We start from the raw sequence: 24,635 nt of genomic DNA on the forward strand, positions 1-24,635 counted from the left end.
AACGAAAAGTTTAAAAGGTGCGGCGAAATCATCATAGCGCGGAGAAGGCCCGGCTGACAAATCGCAAGCGATTGGAGGCGGGCCTTTTCGCGCACCACGTACTCTTTTTCAAAACACTTATAGAGATTAATTGGAGGAGGAGAGCCATATGAAAATAACAGACTTTCGATTGCAGCATTTTGAAGTAGGGGAGAAGCCTCCTCTTCAGGTGGCAGCACCTGGGCTTGACGACCGTTTCTGGATGACGGCGAAGGTTCCCGGAGATGTGCATTCCACGCTCATGGATCGGCGGATTATTGAGCATCCCTATTTTGGGCATAACGACATCAAATGCCGCTGGATCGAGCAGAAGGAATGGTGGTACCGCGCGCAGTTCGACTATGAAGTGGATGAGATCCAAGGGGAGCGGCATGAGCTGATTTTTGAAGGCTTGGATACCTTTGCAACGATATTCGTTAATGGACTTGAAGTGGGTACGGCGGAAAATATGCATCGCACCTATGTTTTTGATGTGACGAGAGTTGTGCGTTCGGGCAAAAATGCCATTGCTGTCCGCTTTGACCCGCTGCATCTGCATCATCAGGATAAGGAGCAATTCCAGTGGTCCTCCTATACGAAGGAACGGCCATGGCTGCGCAAAGCGGCGATGAACTTCGGCTGGGACTGGGGCCCGAGAATGGTCACCGTCGGCATTTGGGGCAGCGTTCGTCTGGAGCGCAGGCGCGTCGCCAAACTGGACAGCGTATTCGTTCAAACATTATCGGCTGGCAAGGAAGAAGCGGTTCTGAAGGTAGCAGTCGATACGGTTGCCTATCACAAGCAAGCGGAGCTGACTGCTGAAATCAGGCTGTTTACGAGAGAGGGAGAGGTTGCGGCATCCGCAGCGCTTTCCGTTAAGGGTGGACGCGAGGCAGCGGCAGAGCTGGCAGTCAAGCAGCCGCAGCTATGGTGGTCGCATGATCTTGGGAAGCCGTATTTGTATGAGCTTGAGGTGCAGCTGTTTGCAGACGGCGAACGGGTTGACAGCTATCGCAAGCGCTGCGGCATTCGGACAATTGAGCTGCAGCTGGAGGATGAGGCTGGAAAGCCCGCTTTTGCCTTCCTGCTGAACGGCGTCAAGCTGTTCGCCAAAGGCTCCAACTGGATACCGGCAGACAGCTTTATTGGAGCGGTGAAGGACAAGCGCTACACCGATTTAATCGAGCTGGCTGTCGATTCCAATATGAATATGCTGCGCATTTGGGCTGGCGGCATCTATGAGAAGGATATTTTTTACGAGGAATGCGATCGTCTTGGTGTGCTCGTCTGGCAGGATTTTGCCTTTGCGAACGCGCTATTCCCGGATTTTAACCGTAATTTCATGGAAAATGTGAAGCAGGAAGCGATTGACAATGTGAAGCGTCTGCGCAATCATCCGTCGCTTGCGCTATGGTGCGGAAACAACGAAATTGACTGGCTGTATGATATGAAGTCGGCTGGCGGGGATATCACTTGTCCCTTTTATGGGGAGAGCATCTACCATGAGCTGCTGCCGGAAGTGCTGGAGCAGTATGACAGCAGCAGGCCGTATTGGCCGTCGTCGCCTTATGGCGGCAATGATGCCAACGATCCTGATGTCGGTGACCGCCACAATTGGCAAGTATGGCATGGCTCGGTGTACCCGCGAAAATTCGGCGAGGCGCCGCTGCTTGATTACAGCATTGAAGGCGTCACATTCAAAAATTACAAAAAAGATTTCACCCTGTTCAGCAGTGAATTCGGCATGCACGCATCTGCGAATCGCTATACGCTGGAGCGCTATATCCCCGAAGGCGAATTTTATTGGGGCAGTGTAGAGATGGCTCATCGCAACAAGGATACGAACCATCAGAAGGGCATTTTGCTCATGGAAGGCTATACGGGCATTCCGCAAAATATCGAAGAATATATGAACTTCTCCATGCTCACGCAGGCGGAAGGCTTAAAATATGGCATTGAGCATTACAGGCGCAATAAGCACCGCACGAGCGGGTCGCTTGTCTGGCAGCACAATGACAGCTGGCCGGGTACGAGCTGGTCGCTGATTGACTATGAGCTGCTGCCGAAGGCTTCTTTTTATTATGCGAAAAAGTTTTATCATCCGCTCCTCCTGTCGCTCGATTATGAGCCAGAACAGCCGCTTCGCGTATGGGCGGTCAATGACCGGCTGGAAGCGTATGAGGGCAAGGTGCTGTTCCAGTGTTATGCGCTAGATGGCAGCCTGATGTATGAGCAGAGCTTTGACGTCAGCCTGCCGCCGAACAAGGCGGTTCAAATTGGCGAGCTGGCAGAGCTTGAAGTGCTAAACGGTGCTGCGCCGGAGCGGGTTATCGTGAAGCTGTCTGCCCCGCAGTGGGACGCGCCGGACAATTATTATTATTTGCGCGACCATCTGGAGCTGAGCTTGCCGAAAAGCACCGTTGCTGCAACGTTTAATAAGCAGAAACAGACGGTTACAGTGGCCGCCTCGGGCGGAGCAGCGCGACTTGTGAAACTCGATGTGAAGCAGGGCAACGTTCGCTTCAGCGATAATTATTTTGACCTGCTGCCGGGTGAAGAGGTCACGGTCGCCATGCAGCAGGCAGACGGACAGCCGCTGCAATACGAGACTCTGGAAGTGTCAGCTCTCAACGCTGACAAGGCTGAGATACATTTTATTTAAACTTATATAACGATAGTGGAGGGCACGATGAACGAAACGAACAGCGTTTTATCCGATTGGAGCTTTAGAGCTTGTGGCGAGAAGGAGTGGCTGCCCGCAATTGTGCCGGGAAACGTGCATATGGATCTTCTGCGGCAGGAGAAAATAGACCACCCTTTTTACGGCACGAATGAGCATGGGCTGCAGTGGATCGATAAGCAGGATTGGGAGTACGAGACCACGTTCGGCGTAAAGCCGGAGTTGCTGGCACAATCGCATCTGGAGTTGGTTTTCACTGGACTTGATACGTATGCGGATGTGTACGTCAACGGCAAGCATATGCTGTCGGCAGATAATATGTTCCGCAGCTGGAAAGTGAATGTGAAGCCGGTTTTGCAGCCGGAAGGCAATGTGATTACAGTCAAATTTCGTTCGCCTGTTAACGAGGATTTGCCGAAGCTTGAGAAGCTGGGCTATCCGCTTCCGGCGGCGAATGACCAGTCAGAGCTTGGTGGACTTGGCGACAAGAAAATTAGCATTTTTGCCCGCAAGGCTCCGTACCATTATGGCTGGGACTGGGGCCCGCGATTTGTGACGAGCGGCATATGGAAGGAAGTGAAGCTCGTTGCCTGGTCAGAGGTGCGACTGACAGATCTGTATATCGAGCAGCAGGAAATCACCGCAGCCCATGCGAGCCTAAGGATTGCAGCAGAAGTGGAATGCGAGCAAGCTTGGCAAGGGATGCTGCGGGTAAATGCCGACGGCAGGGTCTGGGAGCAGCAGGTTCAGCTGGCGGCGGGCTTGCAGACGGTGGAGCTGGCGGCTTCAATTGCGCAGCCGCGGCTTTGGTGGTGCAGAGGCCTCGGCAAGCCGGAGCTGTATCATTTTGAAGCGCTGCTTGTGCAAACAAAGGATGGGGTCGAGCAGTCCGTAAGCAGCCGCAGTGTAACGACGGGTTTGCGGGCAGTGAGGCTGGTAACCGATCAGGACGAGCAGGGCCATGCCTTTTATATCGAGCTAAATGGGGTTCCGGTGTTCGCGAAAGGCGCCAATCATATCCCGAATGACAGTTTCCTGCCTGACGTGACCTATGAGCGTTACCGTCATGAAATTGCGAGTGCTGCGTTAGCGAATATGAATATGCTCCGGGTGTGGGGCGGCGGCATTTATGAGGCGGATGCCTTTTATGAGCTGTGCGATGAGTATGGATTGCTCGTTTGGCAGGACTTCATGTTCGCTTGCAGCATGTATCCGGGAGATAAGGCTTTTCTGGAAAATGTGCGTTTGGAGGCGGAGGAAAACGTACGGCGTCTGCGCAATCACCCCTGCATCGCGATATGGTGCGGCAACAATGAAATCGATACGGCCTGGTCGCATTATGATGAAAATATGGGCTGGGGCTGGAAGCGCGACTATGCGCCTGAGCAGCGCGAGCAGCTGTGGGCTGATTATGAGGCGATTTTCCACCGGATATTGCCGCAAGCGGTCGCGGGGCTTGGCAATGGCATTGCGTATTGGCCTTCTTCACCGATGCGGGGGCTGACGGGAGACGGTGAGCAGCATGCCTTCAACTTGTCGAAGAGCGGCGATATTCACTATTGGGGCGTCTGGCATAATGTCGAGCCTTTTGAAAAATACAACGTCCACGTCGGCCGATTCATGAGCGAATACGGCTTCCAATCGTTCCCTGAGCTGCAAACGGTGCAGCAGTATGCGGAAGATGCGGACATGGCCATTGAATCGGAGGTTATGCTGGCGCATCAGAAAAACGCGCGCGGCAACCAGCTGATCAAGGAATATATGGATATGTATTTGCGCCAGCCGAAGGATTTCCCGGCATTTCTGTATTTGAGCCAGGTTTTGCAGGCGGAGGCGATGAAGACAGCGATTGAGGCCCATCGGCGGAAAAAGCCATTTTGCATGGGGTCCCTGTATTGGCAAATGAACGATTGCTGGCCTGTCGCCTCATGGGCGGGAATGGACTATTACGGGCGCTGGAAAGCACTGCAATATTATGCGGCACGCAGCTTCCGCGACATCATGCTGTCGTTTGACTGCGCGAGCAGCGGCCGTGTCGATTGTTATGTATTGTCAGATCAAAATGAGCCTTTCATCGGCGAGCTTGCGCTTGAGCTGCGTTCATTCGCGGGCAAGGTGCTGAAGCAGTTTGCCGTTCCGGTATCGCTTCAGCCAAACAACGGCCATATCGCCTGCTCCTTAGAGCTGGAAGCGCTGCTTTCCGAGGGCATTCAGCCAGGCGAGGTCGTTCTTGTGGCGAAGCTAAAGCAGGGCGGACTGCTCGTAGAGGAGAAGGAGCATTATTTCAAGCCGATGAATGAGCTTGAGCTTGCGGCTCCGGCCATAAAGATCAGCAAGGTTCAAGGCAGCGGGGGCACCGCTTATGTACTGGAGACGGATACGCTGGCCAAGCAGGTTCGGCTTTCCGCATCGATCGAAGGTATTTTCAGCGACAACTATTTCGATCTGCTGCCGAACGAACCGCGTACGATTACGTTTTATGCGCGAAATCCGCAAGGGGGTCAGGCTTTCAACGCTGCGTCGCCGGGCGAGCTGACTGTCCATTCAATGACCGATTTTATTTAAAATATAGGAAAGGATATGATTTTCCCATCCTTTCTCTATATTTCTCGGACTGAAACGTGCCGCGCCGCCAGAGGACGGCGAAAGCCGTTTCACCTTGAAAGAATAAGCAGCCAATAGAAAAAAAAGAACCTTCCCTGCCAGCTGAAACATGGCGGGGGAAGGTTCTTTTGCATTATGGCGATCCAAAATAGGCTAAAAAATAGAAAGGTAGAATAAGGAGCGGCTAAGTAAAATAGGTTCCTCAGAAGCGTTGTCGTCCGGTTCAATTTCTGCGGTCCAGCTTTTGAGATGATGAATCGCATGATCGAATAGGTTGTACACACTGTGATGATCGGCTTGCTCGCTCCGAAGCGATCGTCCTGTAATAGACAAGGTGCCGATAAAGCTGCTCAGCGCGCTGCACCACAGGCCCCAATCGTTAGGGCGCTCCATCTCGTCGACAAATGTTTCGCCAAAGCCAATGCCTTTGTCCGTCGTTACCCGCAAGCAGGCACGGTTTCCGGCGTCGTCTACATTGAGTGCTGGAATGACAAACAGCTCAATGCGTTTGACCGTAAGCTTCATTGCGTGCTTCGCCTTAGGCGGAGCGTCCGGCGCATGAAGGACAATCATTTTCATCTCTCCTCACGTTCGCTTACGGAGTTAGCTGTCGGATTCGGGCCAGTGAGCTGCCCTACCAGTGCGCAATGCACCGGATTCACCCCTTGCGATTCAAGCTTTCGCTTCAACCACGTTGTTGGTTCCCCCGCTTTTTCAATTGAAAAATTAAGCGATTAATATTAGAGTGCTAGAATTCGGCTAGGGATATATATTAAACCGTTATTCCTCAATTGTAAACCTTTTAGTAGTAAATAAAATAAATAGTGCTGCTGCCTAATAGGCAAACGGGCGCTGCCGTCAATTGGCGGCAGCGCCCGTTTGCCATAAAAATAGCTGCGGGTTTATAAGAAAACACCTATTTGCAGTCTGACCGCTCATGTATAAGTTGTCATAAGCTAGTGCATAGGGAAAATCCAGCCAACCCATAGAGCAAGAAGAGTGAGGGTAAACAGCAGCACTGGCGGAATGATGACAAGCGTTACTTTGACATAATCCATCCAACTGATTTTTACTTTGGATTTCTGCACGAGATTCATCCAAATGAGTGAGGCTAGCGTGCCTATCGGTAAAATGAGTGAGCCAATATCGCTCCCAATGACGCTGGCGAGGTAGGCGATTTTGAGGGTAAGCGGGTCGAGGTTCATTTCAGTGAGCGTGATCGTGCCGATCATGAGCGCGGGATGATTGTTGACGAGTGTCGACATGGCGGAGACGAGCCCTCCGATTAAAATGCTTGCATTCATCAGGCTGCCAGTAACGAGCGGCTCGAACACCTGAACGAGTCCTTGCGTCAAGCCAATGTTGTGCAGGCCATAAATAATGATATACATGGCGAAGGCGAATATGAGTATATGCCAGGGGATTTTACGCAAAATGTCGTTCGGCGGCATTTTCAGGTAAATCCAGCGCCAACAAAGGAGCAGCAAGGAGCCGAAAACAGCGACCCACTCAACGGGGATGTGCAAATAGGATGCAGCAAATAAGCTGAGCCGAACGGAGAAGACGAAAAGCAGAATCGATTTCATAAAGCGGCTGCTGTATTTGGGCTGCGCAGGCTTGCTTCCGGCAGGAGTAAGTAAAGGATGGTAGCCAGAGTGAATAGGGACGATTGAGATCGCACGGGGTACTTCCCGGGGAAGCTGATGGTAAAAGTAGAGGAACAGCAGCAAGGTGAGCAGCAGCAGACCAAGTGTAGCGGGGATAAACATCATGACGGTATGCATGTACAAATCCATGCCGACAATTTTCAGCGCAATCAGATTTACAATATTGCTGACTCCGATGGGAGCGCTGGAGGCGGTAGCGATTAATGCTCCTGAGAGAAGATATGGGATTTTTTGGTGGTTTTTCAGTCCCATGTGATGCAGCATAATGAGCAAAATCGGGGTTGTGATAAGAATGCTGCCGTCATTGTTGAAAAATAGCGTCATCAGAAAACACATCAGGTTTACATACCAGAACAACCTAAGTCCTGAGCCTCGTGCCCGAATAGCAAGCCCTTCGGCTGCCCAGATGAAAAAGCCGAAGCTTTCTAGCACGATAGCCATGACGATCGTCGCCATAATAGTGATGGCGGCTCCGCTTACAGTGGCGCTAATATGCGCTAGGTCGGACAACGAGACGACGCCGCTCAGTAGGACGAGTATGGCGCCAAACGTAGCAGGAATGGCTTCATTCAGCCCTCTGGGACGCCACAAAATGAGCAAGATAGTGAAGAGGAAAGCAAACAGGGACACGATCATGGAAGGTAGCGAGATCAAATGGTAATCACCTCGAATTCTTGATTAAATTCATAGTGAAGCGGGAAAGGGTTATTCGTTTGCGGCAGCGGCAGTATGCTGAGCGTTTTCTATGCTAATGCTGTCATAGCGATTATCTGTTGCCGCAGAGGACAGGGTTAGAATAGTAGGCTGTTTAATCGGTGGAGGAGGCTTAAGAATGAAATAGAGGGACAGGCCTGATGAGCAAATAATGAAGACAGTAAGCAAGGGGGGTTCCTCCTTTCTAGTGATAACGCATATGAGGACAATTATCATGGGGAGATACGAATAATATATTTATATGTGGCCTACTGATAGAGGGTACTAGACGTTAATAGTAGATTGCTATAATTCCGCGAAGCGTCCCCCGCTCCGAATACACAAAACAACCCCGGCCCAATGGAGGGGCCGAGGCTGCTTCGTTTACCTTTTACTTGGATATGGACATAGGCGCTACCCAATTGGATGACCATTGCTGCAATTCGCGAATGACCGGCTCCAGTGCGTGTCCCTTTTCAGTGAGCGAATATTCGATGCGAACTGGAATGTCTGGAAAGACGGCGCGGCTTACAATGCCCTCATTTTCAAGATCCTTAAGCCGCTCAGACAGCAGTCTGCCGCTAATGGGAAGGGCGCCTTGAATGCAGCTGAAGCGCTGCGGCCCGGACAGCAACTGATAAATAATCAAGCCGGTCCATCGTTTGCTTATAATGTCCATCCCTTTGTGCAGGCGCGGACAAAGCCCGGATTTCTCCATGTAGATCACCTCATTATAACTTGCTATTAAGTATAGCTTTAATAGTATTTATATACAAGCAAACTTTTTGAACGCTCATAACTTGACGTAATGGAATTTCGAATATATAATTAGTTACTAATGGTAAGCGAAAATTTGTTCCCCTATGATTGTTAATAAGGCAAGGTGCATGTCTAGCAGATGAAGCTTAGCCTTTCAACCTATTATATCAAATACAGATGAAGAAGGTGCACACTAATGATTAAACCATCCATTCGTTCTATTATAAATGACAAAATAAAAACAATTGAAGGCGATTCGCACGATATCCACGTTGTCGGACCGATCCAGCTTCCGGTTGAGCTTGATGGCGAAACGAAGATTTTCCAGTGGTACAGCTGGCTGAAGCGTGAGAAAAATAGCGCACAGGACGAAGCAGATCTATACAGCGAGCTGGCAAATGGGCATTATGCGGAGCTCCAGCAATCCAGCGTGCTCGTCTATGGCGATTTTGCCGAAGGCGAAGATGCGCTGATTCGCATGCACAGCATTTGCCATACGGGCGATATTTTTGGCAGCCAACGCTGTGATTGCGGCTTTCAGCTTAAGCAGTCGATGCGGATGATTACCGAGCATGGAACGGGTGCCTTATTTTATTTGGCCAATCATGAAGGCCGTGGCATTGGCTTGTTCAGCAAGGCAATGGCTTACCTGCTTCAAGAGGAAGGGCTGGATACGGTTGATGCGAACTTGGAGCTGGGCTTTGCCGAGGACGCTCGCGATTACAGCGAATCCATTGCAGTCTTGAAGCTGCTTCGCTCGCAGCCCGTATCGATTATTACGAACAACCCGCGCAAAGTGGAGGCGCTTCGTGATGCTGGCATGCACATTGCCCGCCGTGTTCCGCTTTGGGGCCAGACCTCGGTCTACAATGAGAAGTATTTGACAACAAAGGTTGTGAAGTCAGGGCATTATTCGGCCGAAGCCCAGCAAGAGGATAATCAGGTCAAAGCGCTGTAAGATCAGGAGATATTTTGAAGATAAGTTAAGGATACGGATGTGTTTTAAAAAAAGTTTGCGCGGAGGCCTGCTTCCGCGCTTTTTTGCCGTAACTTCCGCTCTGTTCATGCGTCTATTGGATATTGACGATAATGTGGCATATACTATTAGGGTGAGAGGGCCAGGTGAACATGACGATTGAGGTGAATAACGGCGTGCGTAGTCGTAACTATAGATGGAATATTTTAGTTCTTATTTTTGCATTATTCATTGCAGGCTGCAGCGGCAACAATAAAAATACAGAGGAAAGACGGGAATCCCATGCTGGGGCTCAGGTTTCGCCAGTTGTTCAAGGTGTCCCTCAAGAGAAAGACAATTTGCTGGAGCAATACCGCCAGACGGTGCAAAATGCGAAGGAGCCGTTCGAAATTGTATCATTCCTGAACGAAAATATGTCGAAAGCGGGACAGGAGCGGGCGGATACGATGATACGCGAGCTGAATGCGTATTATAACAATGATCTGGAACGAACGCAGGACGCTTTTTTTGAAAATAATGTGCAGGAGGTGCTGCTCCAGCAGCAGTGGCCGATTACGGCTTCCAACGCCGCCGAAATTCAGGATGCCGCTGTGAAGCAGCTTGTTATTACGAAGTTGATGGGCGGCTACAAGCTGATTATGGTAGAGGGCACCATTTATCCGATCATTGATTTTGAATTGCAAAAGGTTTACAAAAATTACGTATCGCAGCAGATGAATGATTATATTTTTTTGCGAGCGGTAGAATCCAATGAGGTATCAGCGAAGGATGCCGGACTGATCATAACGTGGGACAAACTGGCGAATCGCGCCGTTTTGTCGGAAAACTACATTAAGACGTACCCAAACTCAGCAGAGCGCCCGGAAATCGAGCAGCTTTATTTAAACAGCTACTTATCGATGTATATTTATGGCCTCAATAATACGCCTGTATTCGATATGGAAACGTATCGGCTGCTCAGCGAGGTGAAGGCGAGCTATCAAAAGCTGGTGAAGGAGCACCCGGAAACGGTAACAGCTCAAATTGTTTCTCAGTTTCTGGACGTGCTGGCGACGACGGATGAGCAAGTTTACAAACGGATCAATGGAAAGCAGATGGATATCCGGGCGGTCAAGCAATTTCATGAACGTTTTCAGGCGAAAGCAGAAGAGCTGCTTGGTGCTTAAAAAGGCCGATTTATGACGTCAGAAACGGGCAAATTTCTTTTGCGTTTCATAGGCATTTCAAGTATGATGGATGTTAAAGATTAGCGACGTACAGTCAGAAGGAGCCTTTACATGAATTCAAAAACAAGTCATTGTAAAATCGTCGATTGCACTATTCGCGATGGCGGATTAGTAAACAACTGGGATTTCAGCGTAGAGTTTGTCCAGCACTTGTACAAGAGCCTGAACGATGCTGGTGTTGATTATATGGAAATTGGCTATAAAAACTCGCCAAAGCTGCTCAAAGGCGCGGAAAGTGCAGGTCCTTGGCGTTTTCTGGATGACGAGTTTCTGAGAACCGTCATTCCTAACAAAGGGACTACGAAGCTGTCTGCACTCGTTGACGTAGGCCGTGTAGACGAGAATGATATTTTGCCGCGCAGCGAAAGCTTGCTCGATCTGATCCGTGTCGCTTGTTATGCGAAAGATGTGGACAAAGGTCTTGAGCTGGTTAAACTATTCAGTGACCGTGGCTATGAGACGACGCTGAACATTATGGCCTTGTCCAATGTAATGGAAAACCAACTGTTGGAAGCGTTCGAATTGATCAATGACAGCGTTGTTGATGTTGTGTACATCGTCGATTCCTACGGCAGCCTGAAGCCGAATGATGTAAGCTACTTGACGGAAAAGTTCCGCAAGTATCTTCCGAACAAACGTCTGGGCGCGCATATGCACAACAATTTGCAGCTAGCATTCGCTAATACGCTTATTGCTGCTGAGGGCGGCGTCGAGCTGCTGGATTCGTCCGTATATGGCATGGGCCGCGCAGCAGGCAACTGCAACACAGAGCTGCTCGTATCCCAACTGCAAAACCCAAGATACAAAACACGCCCGGTTCTCGATATGATCGAGAAATACATGATCCCGCTTCGTGAGAAGGAAGAGTGGGGCTATATTATTCCTTACATGATTACTGGTATTTTGGACGAGCATCCGCGTTCGGCAATGGCGCTTCGCGATTCCGAGGACAAGGATAAAGCGGTTGACTTCTATGATCGTATGACAACGCCAGAATTATCGCATAGCAAATAATAGCTGCCTACCAGCAGCTGTACAATTGAAAAGCCCTGGAAAGTCCGTCCATGTTGGAAGACGGCTGTCCAGGGCTTTTTGTATGGGAATGGACGGGCATTAGGCCTGTTATACAAGCTGCTTGGTCATCGTGACATGAGGCATGCCTTCCTCCAAAAAAATCTCCGAAACCGTGCGATAGCCCAGTTTGCTGTAGAAGCCTTCTGCATGGGTTTGCGCATTTAGCTTGGCAGCAGTAAGTCCTTGGGCTGCGGCTGCTTGCTCCATCGCTTCGACGATGATTTTACCAATGCCGAGCTTGCGGTACTCTGCCAAAATGCATATGCGCTCCAGCTTGGCTGCACCGCCCACTACTCGTATTCTTCCTGCTCCTACTGGCACCTGATCGCTGAGGGCGAGCAGATGCTGGGCCGTATCTTCAAATTCATCATATTCATTGGCAGCAGGGACGCCCTGCTCGTCAACAAATACGCTGCGCCGTACTTCAAATACGGCATTCCGGTCTTCCTGATTTTGAACCAGACGTGTAGTAATAGACATGTCAGTTAATACCTCCTTTTTTCAATATTTCCACGATTATTGTTCGTTATTTATTAGACGCAATTCGCCTTCGCCGCGAATCGCTGCCGCATAATGCTTCTCATTGGGGTGGAAATAAGCGGTACCTTCAAATTTGCGATTGTCCAATGAGGTGACGCGCAGCTCAATTCGAATGTCCTCGCTTTGATTGAACCATTTCAATACATCGGCATCTGCAATGCCGTTCGCATCGACGTACCACAAAGCCGAGCCAAAGTCTGTCACTAAAAATAAGTCGGCATTCGTAAAAGTAAGCTGACGAGTCCCCTGCTGATAGGTCATTTCAATATTGGTTAACGCTATCGTTTCCATCCGTTTATCCTCCTAAGAAAAACGCCGCATATGGTCTGGACAAGCCAGCGCTGCAGCCTTTTAATCATTTTAATGTTGAATATGCTTTTATGCAACAATCATCGCCCCGCAATCGTCTAATGGAAAAAGATAGAAGGGGGATTTAAGATGCAAAATACAAATAAACTCATCTTATTTCGCACAATGGTCATCATTATCGTTTTAATGCTGGCAGCAGCTTGCTCTGGCAGCATGAATAACGGCTCTGATCGGAGTAATTCCACGAAACCGGGGGATACAACAGGAGATAACACAACGGGAGACACTGTAACTAAAAGTGCTGAAGACAGCGGAGGCGACCAAGCACCAAGCAAAGGAGAAGCAACGGAGCCTGCTCCTGAAAGTGAACGCAGAGAAAGTGGGGATAGGCGTTATACTTCGCAACAAGCGGAAGTGAAGGCAGGACAGCTTACAGCTGGTGAATGGGATGATTTGGCCGCATGGCAGCGCTTCGGCAATTTGCTCAATAGCAAAGAGGGCGACGACAATGCCCGCTATTGGTCGTTTCATGCTTTTAACCGATTGGAGGTCGTTGTGACATCAGGCGGGCGTGCAGTATCCGATGCTGTTGTAAAGCTAAGTGACAATCAGCGCGAGCAAGTATGGGAAGCGCGTACAAATACAGATGGAAAAGCTTATTTATTTGCCGGACTTTTTAACAAAGGACAAAACGATAAGCAAAGCCATTATAAAGTCGAGGTGCAGGCAGGCCAGTACCATAAGAGCATAGACCAAATTAGCCTGCCGGAGCAAGGCACGCTCAAGGTTGATTTGGGAGGCGAAGCTGAGCTCGCCAATTCAGTCGATATTATGTTTGTTGTAGATACGACAGGCTCAATGGAGGATGAGCTGCGCTATTTGGAGGCCGAACTGAAGGATGTAATCGGCAGAGTAGGCGAGCAGCACGGCCAGCAACTGGATATACGGCTCAGTGCCAACTTTTATAAGGATAAATTTGATGATTATACGGTGAAGCCGTTTCCGTTTACGACGGATGTCGATCAGGTGGTCCGAAAATTGGCAGCGGAAAAGGCTGATGGCGGCGGCGATTATCCCGAAGCGGTGGATGCGGCGCTGCGCGATGCCATTCATGGACATGACTGGAGCGACCAGGCGCGGGCAAGGCTGTTATTCCTCGTATTGGATGCTCCGCCGCATTATAACACTGAAGTAGTTAATGAAATTCAGGAGCTGATCCAAACGGCAGCGGCCGAGGGCATCCGTATGATTCCCGTCGCCTCCAGCGGTATAGATGTACAAACGGAATATTTGCTGCGCTTTATGGCGGTGGCGACGGGTGGGACGTACTTGTTTCTGACGGATGACAGCGGAATAGGCGGCGGCCACTTGGAGCCTGCTGCCGGGGAATACGAGGTGAAGCCGCTAAACGATCTGCTGGTTGAAATGATTAATCGGTACGTTCAGCCGTAATATCATGCTCATAGTTATAAGCAATTAGAGTAATGGATGCTCCGGTCTGGTCGGATAGCTGTTGCTCTAATTGTTTTATTTGTGCAAGGGCATCCTCATTATGATTCAAATCAGCGATTGTGTAGCTGCTGTTAAACTCCATGTAGGCATTTCCTCCTCCTGTACATAGTTGATTGTACATATATGATGCCGTTCCTTCTCTTTCATGATGCACGCTCCGAGAGCAGGTTATACGATGTTTCGGCCGTGCCTTATGAATTGTCCTTTGCTGTCTTGTAAGGTAAACTGTTACAAGAGGATAACTGAAGGAAGGGATTTGCAGCATGATTTTAAAATTTATCTCCCGAAGCAAACAGCTTGTACGGCATGCACCTGCCAGAATAACAGCTTTGTATGCGGTGCTGGCTTTGCTTCTGTTTGGCGCTGTGCTGTTAGTTGGCCTCATGCCAGCCGATGCACATGCAGCGCGAATCTTAGAGCCTAAGCACATTTCTGGTGCTTTCCCAACACTGGCAGCAAGCTTTAATCCGCATGAGCAGGTTGGACATGACCAGATGGAAAATATGGATCACGGCCACGACAGCGGACTCAGTGTCGGCACAGCCTTATTTTATACAGCAAGAATTGTATATTACACCGCGCTTCTGCTGGCGGCCGGAATGATGCTGTGGTTCAGCGGCATTCGCACAGGAAGCGATGAACAGCTTAAACGAATGCAGCAATGGAGCCTGCCAATGATGCGGGCGCTGCTGCTGGCTTCTCTAATGTATGTATTCGCCAGTGCGCGAAGCTTGATGGAAGGGTACGGAGGCGGAGGGCCGGAATGGGTGAGGCTGTTCACCGAAACGAATACCGGCCAAGCTTGGCTTGCACTGCTTATATTGTCGCTACTTGGCTTTGTCGTAATTAAAGCAAACGATACGTTCAAGCTCATCTGGGCACTGCTGCTGCTCGCTATTGAGAGCTGGAGCGGCCATGTGGCGGCGCTGCAGTCGAATATGAACTTGGGCATCGTGCTTGATTTTATCCATCTCGCTTGTGCGGCTGTATGGAGCGGGGGCTTAATGATTTTGCTTGGCTTATGGTTTGCTGATCGGAAGGAAGCGGGGCGGTTTGCAGAACGCTTCACGACAGCAGCTTGGATATCCATGGCGCTGCTTGTCATTACGGGTGCGGCGATTACGCTGTTGCTGCTGCCAAGCCTGTCCTATTTATTTTATACAAGCTGGGGCATATGGCTAATTGTGAAAATCGTGCTGGTCGCGCTCGTCATCGCCACAGGCGCTTTGCTTCGGGTCCGTGTTCGGCGGGGGGAGCTGCCACACGGCTTGATGCTGAAAGTGGATGCAGGCTTAATGCTGGCGATCACGCTCATTGTCGGCGTGTTCACCTATATGAGCCCACTGCCGGACAATACGCCAGTCCGATTTCATAAGATGGGGGAAACGCGCCATTTTACCGTGAATATAACGCCGAATGAGCCAGGAACGAATCTATTCGAGGTGAAAATATGGCTGCCGGAGCAGCTGGGAGAGCCTTCTGAAGTAAGGCTGGTGCTGCATTCGCGTAACAGACAGCAGCTTGCGCCACTTGAGGTGCCGCTGGCGATTTTTGAGGATAAGTCGTATGAATCGTTTCCTGGTTTTGTGAGAACATCGTACCATGCAGAGCAAATGGACATCCCATTCCCCGGGAAATGGACAGCCGAGCTGCAAGTGGTCGATAAGAGCGGGGACAAGCTGGAAGAAAGCATCGATTTTGAAAACTATTAATACAAGCTGGGAGCGGTAGCGGGTGTCATATCGATGGTTGAAATGGTTGATCTTGTGGATTCCAACACTTACAATTGGGCTTTGGGAATATGTCCGGCATGCGTTCCTGCTACCATACATTTCTATGGATTTGGGCAATGTGCTTGCACCTGTGCTTGTGTTTCTAGTTACACTGACGCTGCTGCGCGGTTTGTTCAAGCGTTTAGAGGTGATGCAGGATGCATTGCAGCGCGAACGGCTGTCGAAATCTGCGTTTGAGCAGCGCGAGAAGCTGGCTCGCGAGCTGCATGACGGCATTTCGCAGTCGTTGTTTCTGCTTTCCGTGAAGCTGGACAGCTTGGAGCATGCCCATACTCCGGAAGGCGTTCGTCAGACGACTGAGCAAATTCGCGGAACAGTCCGCCATGTGTATGAGGATGTTCGCCAATCCATTGCCAACTTGAAATCGTCAACAGCTGCAAGTCCTGCTGAAGGCCCTTGGCGAGCGGCCATTCATTCCCTTGCCGAGGAGCTGCGGGAAGCTGGGGGCTATACCGCTGAAGTAAATTGGCAATTGTCTGAGCATGCGCTGTCGGACAAAGAGAAGGTTGAGCTGATGGCAATTGTGCGCGAGGCGCTGATGAATATTCGCAAGCATACGCATGAGGCGCATGTGAGCATTGCCTGCTATCCGCTTGAAGGCGGAGCACTGGGCAGCTTTCATTGTATCGTAGCGGATACAGGGCGAGGGGCAGACGCCGAGCAGTTGGAGGCGAAAGGCCGCTATGGCATTCGCATGATGCGCGAACGAGCAAAGCAGATGGGCTGGACGCTTCGTGTAAAGAGCGAGCGGGGCCAAGGAACTTGTGTGGAAATAGCAGCGGAGCCTTTAAGTGACAGTTAGCATGAAGACAACGATTGCAGGAAGCACAAATGATAATGTGGGGAGAGTGAGCAGGTTGAGCAGAAAACAGGTATTTACAGGTTCTCCATGGGAGCCGCTTGTCGGCTACTGCCGCGCCATTCGTGTTGGCAACCGGATTGAGGTCGCAGGAACGACGGCGATGAAAGATGGCGAAGTAGTAGGCAAAGGAGATCCATACGAGCAAACTCGGTTTGTGCTGCAAACGATCGAGAATGCTTTGGCTGAGCTAGGGGCGAGCATGTCCGATGTTGTGCGGACAAGAATGTTCGTTACCGACATTTCAAAATGGGAAGAAATCGGCAAGGCGCATGGCGAGTTTTTCCGCACGATTCAGCCAGCAGCCACGATGGTAGAAGTCAAAGCGCTCATTGATCCGCTATTATTGGTCGAAATAGAGGCTGAAGCCATCATACAACCATAAGTCTAAATAACAGCTCCTCGTTCATCGTAAAGATGGCGGGAGCTGTTTTTCGTTGCTTTTGTTTAGGCTTTGTTAAACCTATATAATGTAGATATTCCTCAAGAACAAAGGAGAACTGAAAATGAGAAAACTCGTTCTATTTCTGCACGCATCGCTTGACGGTTTTGTAGAAGGGCCGAATGGTGGAATGGACATTGGCTGGGTTTCCTACGATGCTGATTTGGAGAAACACGCGAAAGAAATTCTGAGTACTGCCGACACGGTCATTTGGGGGCGCGGGACTTATCAGATGATGCACAGTTATTGGCCATCTGTGCCTTCGGACCCATCAGCTTCGCAGCATGAACGGAATCATGCCGAGTGGATCGAAAAGACAGCCAAAATCGTTTTTTCCACGACGCTGGATAAAGTCGAATGGAATAATTCCAGACTCGTGAAAGAAAATGTCGAGGAAGAGATCAATCAACTCAAACAGCAGCCAGGCAAGGATATGGTCATCCTCGGTAGCCCTAGGTTCGCACACCACCTTATGGAGCTTGATTTAATTGATGAGTATAAAATTACGGTTTCTCCCGTCCTGATCGGTAAGGGATTGCCGTTATTCCAAGGTCTCAAGGAGAAGATCAATCTTAAGCTAATTGAAAACAAGACCTTTGATTCTGGAGCCATAGGTCTCGTTTACCAGACGGTAAGATGACCTTGTCACTTAAGGGGATTTTGCTAACGGGAGACGATAGCTCAATTAACCGCCTTTTCACAAAGGCGGTTTTCTTATGGTCACCAATCAACATTATAATGTAACATAGCCTTTGTTTAAAAAGAATCTATTTTCAGAGGTGTTGTTTAAATATCAGTGCAAATAAGTTAAAGCGGTTTCAAAGCCTATATATCTGTTGTAACATGTAGGGGATCAAAAATGTGAAGGGCGGGGTTTAAATGCAAGTGAAGCAAGCACCGAAAGGCGTCTGGCCCGTTATGCTTACACCGTTTACCAAGGATAATGAGGTTGATTATCCGGCTCTGGAACAGCTGATTAATTGGTACATAGACAATGGCGTGCATGGGCTGTTTGCGGTTTGCTTGTCCAGTGAAATGCTTCATCTCTCTCTGGAGGAAAGGGTAGCGGTAGCGCGCTTCGTGCAGGAAAAGACGGCGGGAAGAGTGCCTGTCGTCGCTTCAGGCCACATTTCGGAGTCCTTTCAGCAGCAGCTTGAGGAAATTAGGCAAATTTCAGCAACGGGCGTGGATGCCTTCGTACTCGTGACGAACCGTCTGGCTGCCGAGGATGAGGACGAAGAGGTTTGGAAAAGGCGTGCGCAAACGATTTTGGAGACGTTCCCTGATGTGACCTTTGGGCTTTATGAATGTCCAATCCCTTATCACCGCCTATTGTCGCCAGAGCTTGTCAAATGGTGTGCAGATACGGGCAGATTTACATTTATGAAGGAATGCAGCAACAATTTGGAGCAAATTAAAGCGAAAATCAAGGCAGCGGAAGGCACTCCGCTTAACATATTTGTAGCGAATAATCCTCATGTGCTTGAAGTAATGCAAGGGGGTGGGGGCGGATATAGCGGCATGCTCGCTAGTTTTCAGCCTGATTTGTATGCTTGGCTGACGGACAACTGGGACAAGCAGCCGGATAAGGCTGAATGGCTGCAAAACTATCTCGGAGCATCCTGCCTCTATGAAGGCCGTCATTATCATATCGGCACCCGCTATTATTTGCAGCTTGAAGGGCTGGATATTACGCTGAAAAGCCGCTCGAAAAAAGCATCGGATTTCAAAGTGACACATGAGCGCGAAATCGAGCAGTTCAGGAAATTCAATCAATATGTCAAGCAGACGCTATTAGAATAGCGGCTGCTTGAAGCAGGCGGCGCCATCTTTCAAAGATGGCGCTTTTATTTGCTAGCCTGTACAAAAAAAGCATCCAAGCCAACAAATAAAAATTTTGCGATGCTGAAAAACAGCTTGAAGCCGAGCTAAGGGAAAGTTACCTTTAGTTTCCAGCAAGGTAACCTTTTTAGAAATTCCACGTCTATATCAATAGAGATAAAGACAACAGGTATTTTTTGATGACGGAGGTTATGATGATTTTGAAAAAATTCGCGTTGGGCTTAATGGCAGCGGCACTGCTGGCTCTTCCAGCCCTTTCGGCGCCAGTTATTGCGGCTGATCGGCCCATAGAGCTTGCGAATGGAAAATTGATGGACAACCGGATGCTAATTCCGCTGCGCGATGTTGCACAAAATATGGGGGCTGCAGTAGAGTGGAGCCAGAAGCTTCAAACGATTGAAATCCAAAAAGACGATATCAGCATGCTTCTTGCGATTAACTCAAAAAAGGTGCTTGTCAATCAAGCTGAAACGGAGCTTGACGTGCCGGCGCAATTAATCAACAACACGACCTATGTTCCTCTGCGGTTCGTCAGCCAAATACTGGGCGCAAGTGTAGACTGGAATTCATATGGACAAGTCGCAACGATTACACTCGAAGGGAAGCAGCTTGTTGTATATGTGGAGCCGGTTAAGCTTTTGGCCGCTGAAAAAGCATCGGCAGCCCGCCTGAAGCAGCTGTCTGACAAATTAAACGAAGCAGCCGATGTGTCAGCTATGAAGCAGATTCGTACTTATTTCAAGCCTTATTTTACCGACCGTCTCATTAATGTCACTATTCAAAATAAAGGCCTAGAATATAATTATTCGTTTAAAGATCCTGTCACGACTGGCAGCTATAGGACCAAAACAACAGGAAGCTTTCTTCAATCGCTGGACATTGGCCATGATGCTTGGGAAACGGATTTCATGATGCGGGAGAGTAAAATAATTAAGGTGAATGGCATATGGAAGGCGGATAGCGTCAGCTTTACCAAAGGCAAAATTCCGATTTCGGGAGCATAACTCGGGCAAATCGCAAGCCAGTTATTGCATCGCGCCATTCATTTGCTTATAATGTAAAAGATATTGTTATCATACGAGTTGAAATGCTGAGACGGAGAAAAGTAAGCAGTGCCTTCACACAGGGAGAAGTCGCCATGGATTGAGAGCGTCTTTCGTGAAAACAGGCTGTCTGAAGTTCGCTCCTGAGCAGACTTCTGAACCCGGCGTGGCGCCAGCAGGTGCTGCATGCCCGCAAGTAGGAATGTTTCGGTTCCCGCCGTTAACGGGATTGAGGAGCAAGCTAGCACTTTCCCTGTCCGTACAGAGAGGGAATACGCAGATTGTTCAAATTAGGGTGGTACCACGGTTCTTTCGTCCCTTGCGGGAAGAAGGGGCTTTTTTTGTTTGTTTACAACAAATAGGAGGCGAGCATCAGATGAAAGAACGTTTGGAGGCTTTGCGCGTCGAAGCGCTGCAGGAGCTGCAGCAGGTAGACAATCCGCAAGTGCTTAACGACCTGCGGGTAAAATATTTAGGAAAAAAAGGCGCACTAACCGAAATTTTGCGCGGCATGGGCGGCCTTAGCGCCGAGGAGCGTCCGATTATCGGCCAAGTCGGCAATGACGTGCGTGCGGCAATTGAAGCCGTTATTGAAGAGAAGCAGGCGGTATTCCAGCAAGCCGAGACGGAAGCGCGCTTGCGCGGCGAGACGATCGATGTGACGCTGCCGGGCAAAGCATTGCCAACTGGAGCCGTACATCCGCTTAACAAGGTAGCCCAGGAAATTGAAGATATTTTCATCGGGCTTGGCTATACGATTGCGGAAGGCCCGGAAGTAGAGACGGATTATTACAACTTCGAGGCATTGAACCTGCCGAAAAACCATCCGGCGCGCGATATGCAGGATTCGTTTTACATTACCGACGATATTTTGATGCGTACGCAAACGTCCCCGGTTCAAGTGAGAACGATGCAAGCGATGAAAGGCAAGCCGATCAAAGTTATTTGTCCAGGCAAAGTATACCGCCGCGATGATGACGATGCGACGCATTCCTTCCAGTTCAATCAAATTGAAGGTCTGGTCATTGCGCCTAACATTCGCATGAGCGATCTGAAAGGCACGCTGCTGCAATTTGCCCAGCAAATGTTCGGCTCGCAAACGCAAATCCGTCTTCGTCCAAGCTTCTTCCCGTTCACGGAGCCAAGCGCGGAGGTTGACGTAAGCTGCGCGCAATGCGGCGGACATGGCTGCCGGATGTGCAAGCAGACGGGCTGGCTGGAAATTCTCGGCTGTGGCATGGTGCACCCGCGCGTATTGGAGATGGGCGGCTACGACCCGAACGAAGTGAGCGGATTCGCCTTCGGCATGGGTGTAGAGCGCATTGCGCTGCTGAAATACGGCATTGACGATATTCGTCATTTCTATACGAACGATCTTCGGTTTTTACAACAATTCGCGAGAATGTAGCAGGAAAGGAAGGGGAGCAAAGCGATGAAAATTTCGTATCAATGGTTGAATGAATATGTTGATTTATCTGGCTTTACGGGCGCAGAGCTTGCCGAAAAAATGACGCGCGGAGGCATTGAGATCGACGAGGTGGAATCCCGCAACAAGGGAGTGACAGGCGTCGTTGTCGGCTATGTCAAATCACGCGAAAAACATCCGGATGCGGATAAGCTGAATGTGTGCAAAGTGGACGTAGGCACAGGCGAAGAGCTGCAAATCGTATGCGGAGCCAAAAATGTCGATGCGGGACAACTCGTTCCAGTTGCTACCGTTGGAGCAAAGCTGCCGGGCGATTTGCATATTAAGCGCGCAAAGCTGCGCGGTGTAGAATCGCAGGGCATGATCTGCTCTGCGAAAGAGCTTGGCATTAATGACAAGCTGCTGCCGAAAGAGCAGCAGGAAGGCATACTCGTATTGCCGCCGCAAACGGTAATTGGAACGCCAATCGCTGACGTGCTTGGGCTGAACGACGAGGTGCTGGAGCTGGATTTGACGCCGAACCGTTCGGATTGCCTCAGTGTAATCGGCACGGCGTATGAAATTGGCGCCTTGACTGGACGAGAGGTGCGTATTCCTGAGCCGGCAATTGCTCATGCTTCCGAGCGTACAGACAGCCATGTACAAGTGACGATCAGCGCTCCTGAGCAGTGCTTCCACTACAGTGCGCGTTACATTAAAGGCGTGAAAATTGGCGAGTCTCCGCTATGGCTGCAAAATCGCCTTATTGCCGCAGGCATTCGTCCAATCAACAACGTCGTTGACGTAACGAACTTTGTGTTGCTGGAGTATGGCCAGCCGCTTCACGCCTTTGACGCTGATCAAGTGAAAAGCGGACGAATCGACGTGCGTTTGGCGCATGAGGGCGAAACGATGCTTACGCTCGATGGCCAGGAGCGCCGCCTTGAGCCGCAAATGCTCGTCATTACAGACGGCGAGAAGCCAATCGCGCTTGCAGGCGTTATGGGTGGAGCCAATTCGGAGGTAACGGGCGATACGGTAAATATTTTGCTGGAATCGGCCAGATTTGATGGCGGAACGGTTCGCAAAACATCGCGCCAATTCGGCCTTCGCTCAGAATCCAGCATTCGCTTCGAGAAGGAAGTGGACCCGGGCCGCGTTATTCCGGCGTTAAACCGCGCAGCTGCATTAATTATGGAGCTTGCAGGCGGACTCGCTACCGAGGGCATCGTGGAAGTGACGACAGCTCCAGCGAAGCAGCAGGTTGTTGAAGTAGCTTTAGCTAAAATCAACCGCTACCTTGGCACCTCGCTGCCTTGCCTTGAAGTGCAAACGATTCTGAATCGTCTAAGCTTCGGCTACAGCGTTGGTGAAGATGACGTATTCCAAGTAGAAGTGCCATCGCGCCGCGGCGATATTTCGTATGATGTGGATTTGATTGAGGAGGTTGCCCGCCTTTACGGTTATGACAACATTCCGACTACACCGATTTTCGGCGATGTAACGCCAGGCGCGCTGACGAAGCCGCAAGCGATTCGCCGCGAGCTGCGCAAGCGCTTGACGGATGCTGGCCTGCATGAAGTCATCAGCTATTCGTTCACAGGACCTGAACGGACACAGCTGTTCCCTGCCTTGTCGGGTGAAGCGACGAAGGCTGTGAAGCTGTCGATGCCGATGAGCGAGGAGCGCAGCGTGCTGCGGACGACGCTGATTGCGCAATTGCTGGAAACAGCAGCCTATAACCGCAATCGCAAAAATGAATCGGCAGTTATTTTTGAAATCGGCAGCGTATTCCATACAGAAGAAGAGAAGCTGACGCGTCTTCCTCAGGAGAAGCATCGCTTCGCGGCATTGCTGACAGGAAACCGCGTAGAGCCGCAGTGGAACCGCAAAGCTTCTGCTGTTGATTTTTATGATGCAAAGGGAATTCTGGAAACCGTATTTGACGTACTGGGCATTGCCGATAAGGTGAGTTATGCCGCGGCGCAGCCGGAGCATTTTCACCCGGGAAGAACGGCAGCTGTTCAACTGGAAACCGAGCATGGCACAGAAGTGATCGGCTACGTTGGTCAGCTTCACCCAACGCTGCAGCTTGAGAGCGACCTGGCTGATACGTATGTGCTGGAAATCGAGCTTGCACCGCTTTATCAGCTGGCTGGCGACGAAATCGTCTACAAGGCGCTGCCGCGTTATCCTGCGATGCAGCGTGATATTGCTGTCGTGCTGGATATGGGAGTGCCAGCAGGCGAACTGACTGCCCTCGCATGGCAAACGGCTGGCGAGCTGCTTGAGTCCGTACGCGTGTTCGACGTGTTCACAGGCGAGAAGCTGGGAGCGGGCAAGAAGAGCGTAGCGCTATCTCTTGTATACCGTCATGCAGAACGCACGCTGACCGATGAAGAAGTGACCGAGCTGCATGGCAAGGTCGTTGCTGGATTAGAACAATCTTTTAAAGCAGAATTAAGAAAATAGGCAGGAAACCTTCCACGCCGTATCGAAATAGTTCCTTGTGGACTATCGATACGGCTTTTTGCTTTGTTTTTTAAGCTGGAGCAGGCTTTTGGACGTTTTTTCCAGAGTGGAAGACCGTGTCGTTTTGCCATTAAAACTTGTTCTTTTTGTTAGTCGAAACATGGATAGAGATCTGCTTGGGAGTCAGTGCTGCATTTTGGGTTGAACTATAAAGATGGGTCAAGCTTTATGTCTGAGACAGAAGCAGCCGTTTCACCTTGAATTATAGGAAAGGATCTGATGTGTCCATCCCTTCTCTATAATTCTCGGACTGAAACGCGCCGCGCTGCCAAAGGATAGCGACGGCCGTTTCACCTTGAAATATAGGAAAGGATCTGATGTGTCTATCCCTTCTCTATATTTCTCGGATTGAAACGCGCCGCGTTGGCAAAGGATAGCGACGGCCGTTTCACCTTGAAATATAGGAAAGGATCTGATGTGTCCATCCCTTCTCTATAATTCTCGGACTGAAACGCGCCGCGCTGCCAAAGGATAGCGACGGCCGTTTCACCTTGAAATATAGGAAAGGATATGATGTGTCCATCCCTTCTCTATATTTCTCGGATTGAAACGCGCCGTGCTGCCAAAGGATAGCGACGGCCGTTTCACCTTGAAATATAGGAAAGGATCTGATGTGTCTATCCCTTCTCTATATTTCTCGGATTGAAACGCGCCGCGCTGC

The 24,635-nt window shown here is 50.0% G+C and carries 20 protein-coding genes and 1 riboswitch; of the genes, 14 read left to right on the forward strand and 6 right to left on the reverse strand.

Annotated features, from left to right (window positions below):
- Positions 1 to 148: 148 nt before the first annotated feature.
- Together BBD42_RS18290 and BBD42_RS18295 are read left to right on the forward strand one after the other, a co-directional pair.
- Positions 149 to 2,680 (forward strand): beta-mannosidase, encoded by a 2,532-nt coding sequence (locus BBD42_RS18290; protein WP_099519328.1) that lies wholly within the window; start codon positions 149 to 151, stop codon positions 2,678 to 2,680.
- Positions 2,681 to 2,707: 27 nt separating this feature from the next.
- The gene (locus BBD42_RS18295; protein ID WP_099519329.1) at positions 2,708 to 5,263 is read left to right on the forward strand and encodes a beta-mannosidase; all 2,556 of its coding nucleotides are present in this window, start codon (positions 2,708 to 2,710) and stop codon (positions 5,261 to 5,263) included.
- A 192-nt stretch (positions 5,264 to 5,455) separates the two neighbouring features.
- On the opposite strand, the gene BBD42_RS18300 is transcribed toward BBD42_RS18295, so the two are convergent.
- The 3 genes from BBD42_RS18300 to BBD42_RS18310 all read right to left on the reverse strand — a co-directional run bounded on the left by BBD42_RS18300 (position 5,456) and on the right by BBD42_RS18310 (position 8,380).
- The gene (locus BBD42_RS18300; protein WP_099519330.1) at positions 5,456 to 5,875 is read right to left on the reverse strand and encodes a hypothetical protein; all 420 of its coding nucleotides are present in this window, start codon (positions 5,873 to 5,875) and stop codon (positions 5,456 to 5,458) included.
- A 4-nt stretch (positions 5,876 to 5,879) separates the two neighbouring features.
- Positions 5,880 to 6,045: riboswitch (cyclic di-AMP (ydaO/yuaA leader) on the reverse strand.
- Between the two features lie 213 nt (positions 6,046 to 6,258).
- Positions 6,259 to 7,623 carry an arsenic transporter gene (locus BBD42_RS18305; RefSeq protein ID WP_099519331.1) on the reverse strand — a complete coding sequence of 455 codons (1,365 nt, stop codon included), beginning with the start codon at positions 7,621 to 7,623 and terminating at the stop codon, positions 6,259 to 6,261.
- A gap of 430 nt (positions 7,624 to 8,053) precedes the next feature.
- A complete protein-coding gene (locus BBD42_RS18310) occupies positions 8,054 to 8,380 on the reverse strand; it encodes a winged helix-turn-helix transcriptional regulator (RefSeq protein ID WP_056034330.1) in 327 nt (108 codons plus the stop codon).
- Positions 8,381 to 8,617: 237 nt separating this feature from the next.
- On the opposite strand from BBD42_RS18310, the gene BBD42_RS18315 reads away from it, so the two are divergent.
- From BBD42_RS18315 to BBD42_RS18325, 3 genes are all read left to right on the forward strand, one after another.
- Positions 8,618 to 9,379 carry a GTP cyclohydrolase II gene (locus BBD42_RS18315; RefSeq protein WP_099519332.1) on the forward strand — a complete coding sequence of 254 codons (762 nt, stop codon included), beginning with the start codon at positions 8,618 to 8,620 and terminating at the stop codon, positions 9,377 to 9,379.
- 164 nt (positions 9,380 to 9,543) lie between these two features.
- Positions 9,544 to 10,563, forward strand: a complete 1,020-nt coding sequence (locus tag BBD42_RS18320; RefSeq protein WP_150131568.1) for a hypothetical protein — start codon at positions 9,544 to 9,546, stop codon at positions 10,561 to 10,563.
- 111 nt (positions 10,564 to 10,674) lie between these two features.
- Entirely contained in the window at positions 10,675 to 11,637 is a 963-nt protein-coding gene (locus BBD42_RS18325) for an aldolase catalytic domain-containing protein (protein ID WP_046233068.1), read from the forward strand.
- A gap of 108 nt (positions 11,638 to 11,745) precedes the next feature.
- Here the strand turns inward: BBD42_RS18325 and BBD42_RS18330 are convergent, their stop codons facing one another.
- Positions 11,746 to 12,171 (reverse strand): GNAT family N-acetyltransferase, encoded by a 426-nt coding sequence (locus BBD42_RS18330; protein ID WP_237163536.1) that lies wholly within the window; start codon positions 12,169 to 12,171, stop codon positions 11,746 to 11,748.
- Positions 12,172 to 12,213: 42 nt separating this feature from the next.
- Positions 12,214 to 12,528 (reverse strand): hypothetical protein, encoded by a 315-nt coding sequence (locus BBD42_RS18335; protein WP_056034340.1) that lies wholly within the window; start codon positions 12,526 to 12,528, stop codon positions 12,214 to 12,216.
- A 147-nt stretch (positions 12,529 to 12,675) separates the two neighbouring features.
- On the opposite strand from BBD42_RS18335, the gene BBD42_RS18340 reads away from it, so the two are divergent.
- A complete protein-coding gene (locus BBD42_RS18340; protein ID WP_099519335.1) occupies positions 12,676 to 13,998 on the forward strand; it encodes a VWA domain-containing protein in 1,323 nt (440 codons plus the stop codon).
- Here BBD42_RS18340 and BBD42_RS31825 read toward each other — a convergent pair.
- The gene (locus BBD42_RS31825; protein WP_172455547.1) at positions 13,976 to 14,140 is read right to left on the reverse strand and encodes a hypothetical protein; all 165 of its coding nucleotides are present in this window, start codon (positions 14,138 to 14,140) and stop codon (positions 13,976 to 13,978) included. The genes BBD42_RS18340 and BBD42_RS31825 overlap by 23 nt on opposite strands.
- A 181-nt stretch (positions 14,141 to 14,321) precedes the next feature.
- On the opposite strand from BBD42_RS31825, the gene BBD42_RS18345 reads away from it, so the two are divergent.
- The 8 genes from BBD42_RS18345 to pheT all read left to right on the forward strand — a co-directional run bounded on the left by BBD42_RS18345 (position 14,322) and on the right by pheT (position 23,914).
- Entirely contained in the window at positions 14,322 to 15,770 is a 1,449-nt protein-coding gene (locus BBD42_RS18345; RefSeq protein WP_099519336.1) for a copper resistance D family protein, read from the forward strand.
- 22 nt (positions 15,771 to 15,792) lie between these two features.
- Positions 15,793 to 16,653 carry a sensor histidine kinase gene (locus BBD42_RS18350; protein WP_099519337.1) on the forward strand — a complete coding sequence of 287 codons (861 nt, stop codon included), beginning with the start codon at positions 15,793 to 15,795 and terminating at the stop codon, positions 16,651 to 16,653.
- A 55-nt stretch (positions 16,654 to 16,708) separates the two neighbouring features.
- Positions 16,709 to 17,095: a RidA family protein gene (locus BBD42_RS18355; protein WP_099521675.1), complete on the forward strand. Its 387-nt coding sequence runs from the start codon at positions 16,709 to 16,711 to the stop codon at positions 17,093 to 17,095.
- 121 nt (positions 17,096 to 17,216) lie between these two features.
- Positions 17,217 to 17,792 (forward strand): dihydrofolate reductase family protein, encoded by a 576-nt coding sequence (locus BBD42_RS18360; protein ID WP_099519338.1) that lies wholly within the window; start codon positions 17,217 to 17,219, stop codon positions 17,790 to 17,792.
- 239 nt (positions 17,793 to 18,031) lie between these two features.
- Positions 18,032 to 18,955 carry a dihydrodipicolinate synthase family protein gene (locus BBD42_RS18365; RefSeq protein ID WP_099519339.1) on the forward strand — a complete coding sequence of 308 codons (924 nt, stop codon included), beginning with the start codon at positions 18,032 to 18,034 and terminating at the stop codon, positions 18,953 to 18,955.
- Positions 18,956 to 19,194: 239 nt separating this feature from the next.
- Complete coding sequence (locus BBD42_RS18370) at positions 19,195 to 19,998, forward strand: copper amine oxidase N-terminal domain-containing protein (RefSeq protein WP_172455548.1); 804 nt, start codon at positions 19,195 to 19,197, stop codon at positions 19,996 to 19,998.
- A gap of 415 nt (positions 19,999 to 20,413) precedes the next feature.
- Positions 20,414 to 21,445 carry a phenylalanine--tRNA ligase subunit alpha gene (gene pheS, locus BBD42_RS18375; RefSeq protein WP_099519341.1) on the forward strand — a complete coding sequence of 344 codons (1,032 nt, stop codon included), beginning with the start codon at positions 20,414 to 20,416 and terminating at the stop codon, positions 21,443 to 21,445.
- A 24-nt stretch (positions 21,446 to 21,469) separates the two neighbouring features.
- Positions 21,470 to 23,914, forward strand: a complete 2,445-nt coding sequence (gene pheT, locus BBD42_RS18380) for a phenylalanine--tRNA ligase subunit beta (RefSeq protein ID WP_099519342.1) — start codon at positions 21,470 to 21,472, stop codon at positions 23,912 to 23,914.
- Positions 23,915 to 24,635: the final 721 nt, after the last annotated feature.

It is taken from the genome of Paenibacillus sp. BIHB 4019 (assembly GCF_002741035.1).
In the GTDB taxonomy this organism is placed as follows: domain Bacteria; phylum Bacillota; class Bacilli; order Paenibacillales; family Paenibacillaceae; genus Pristimantibacillus.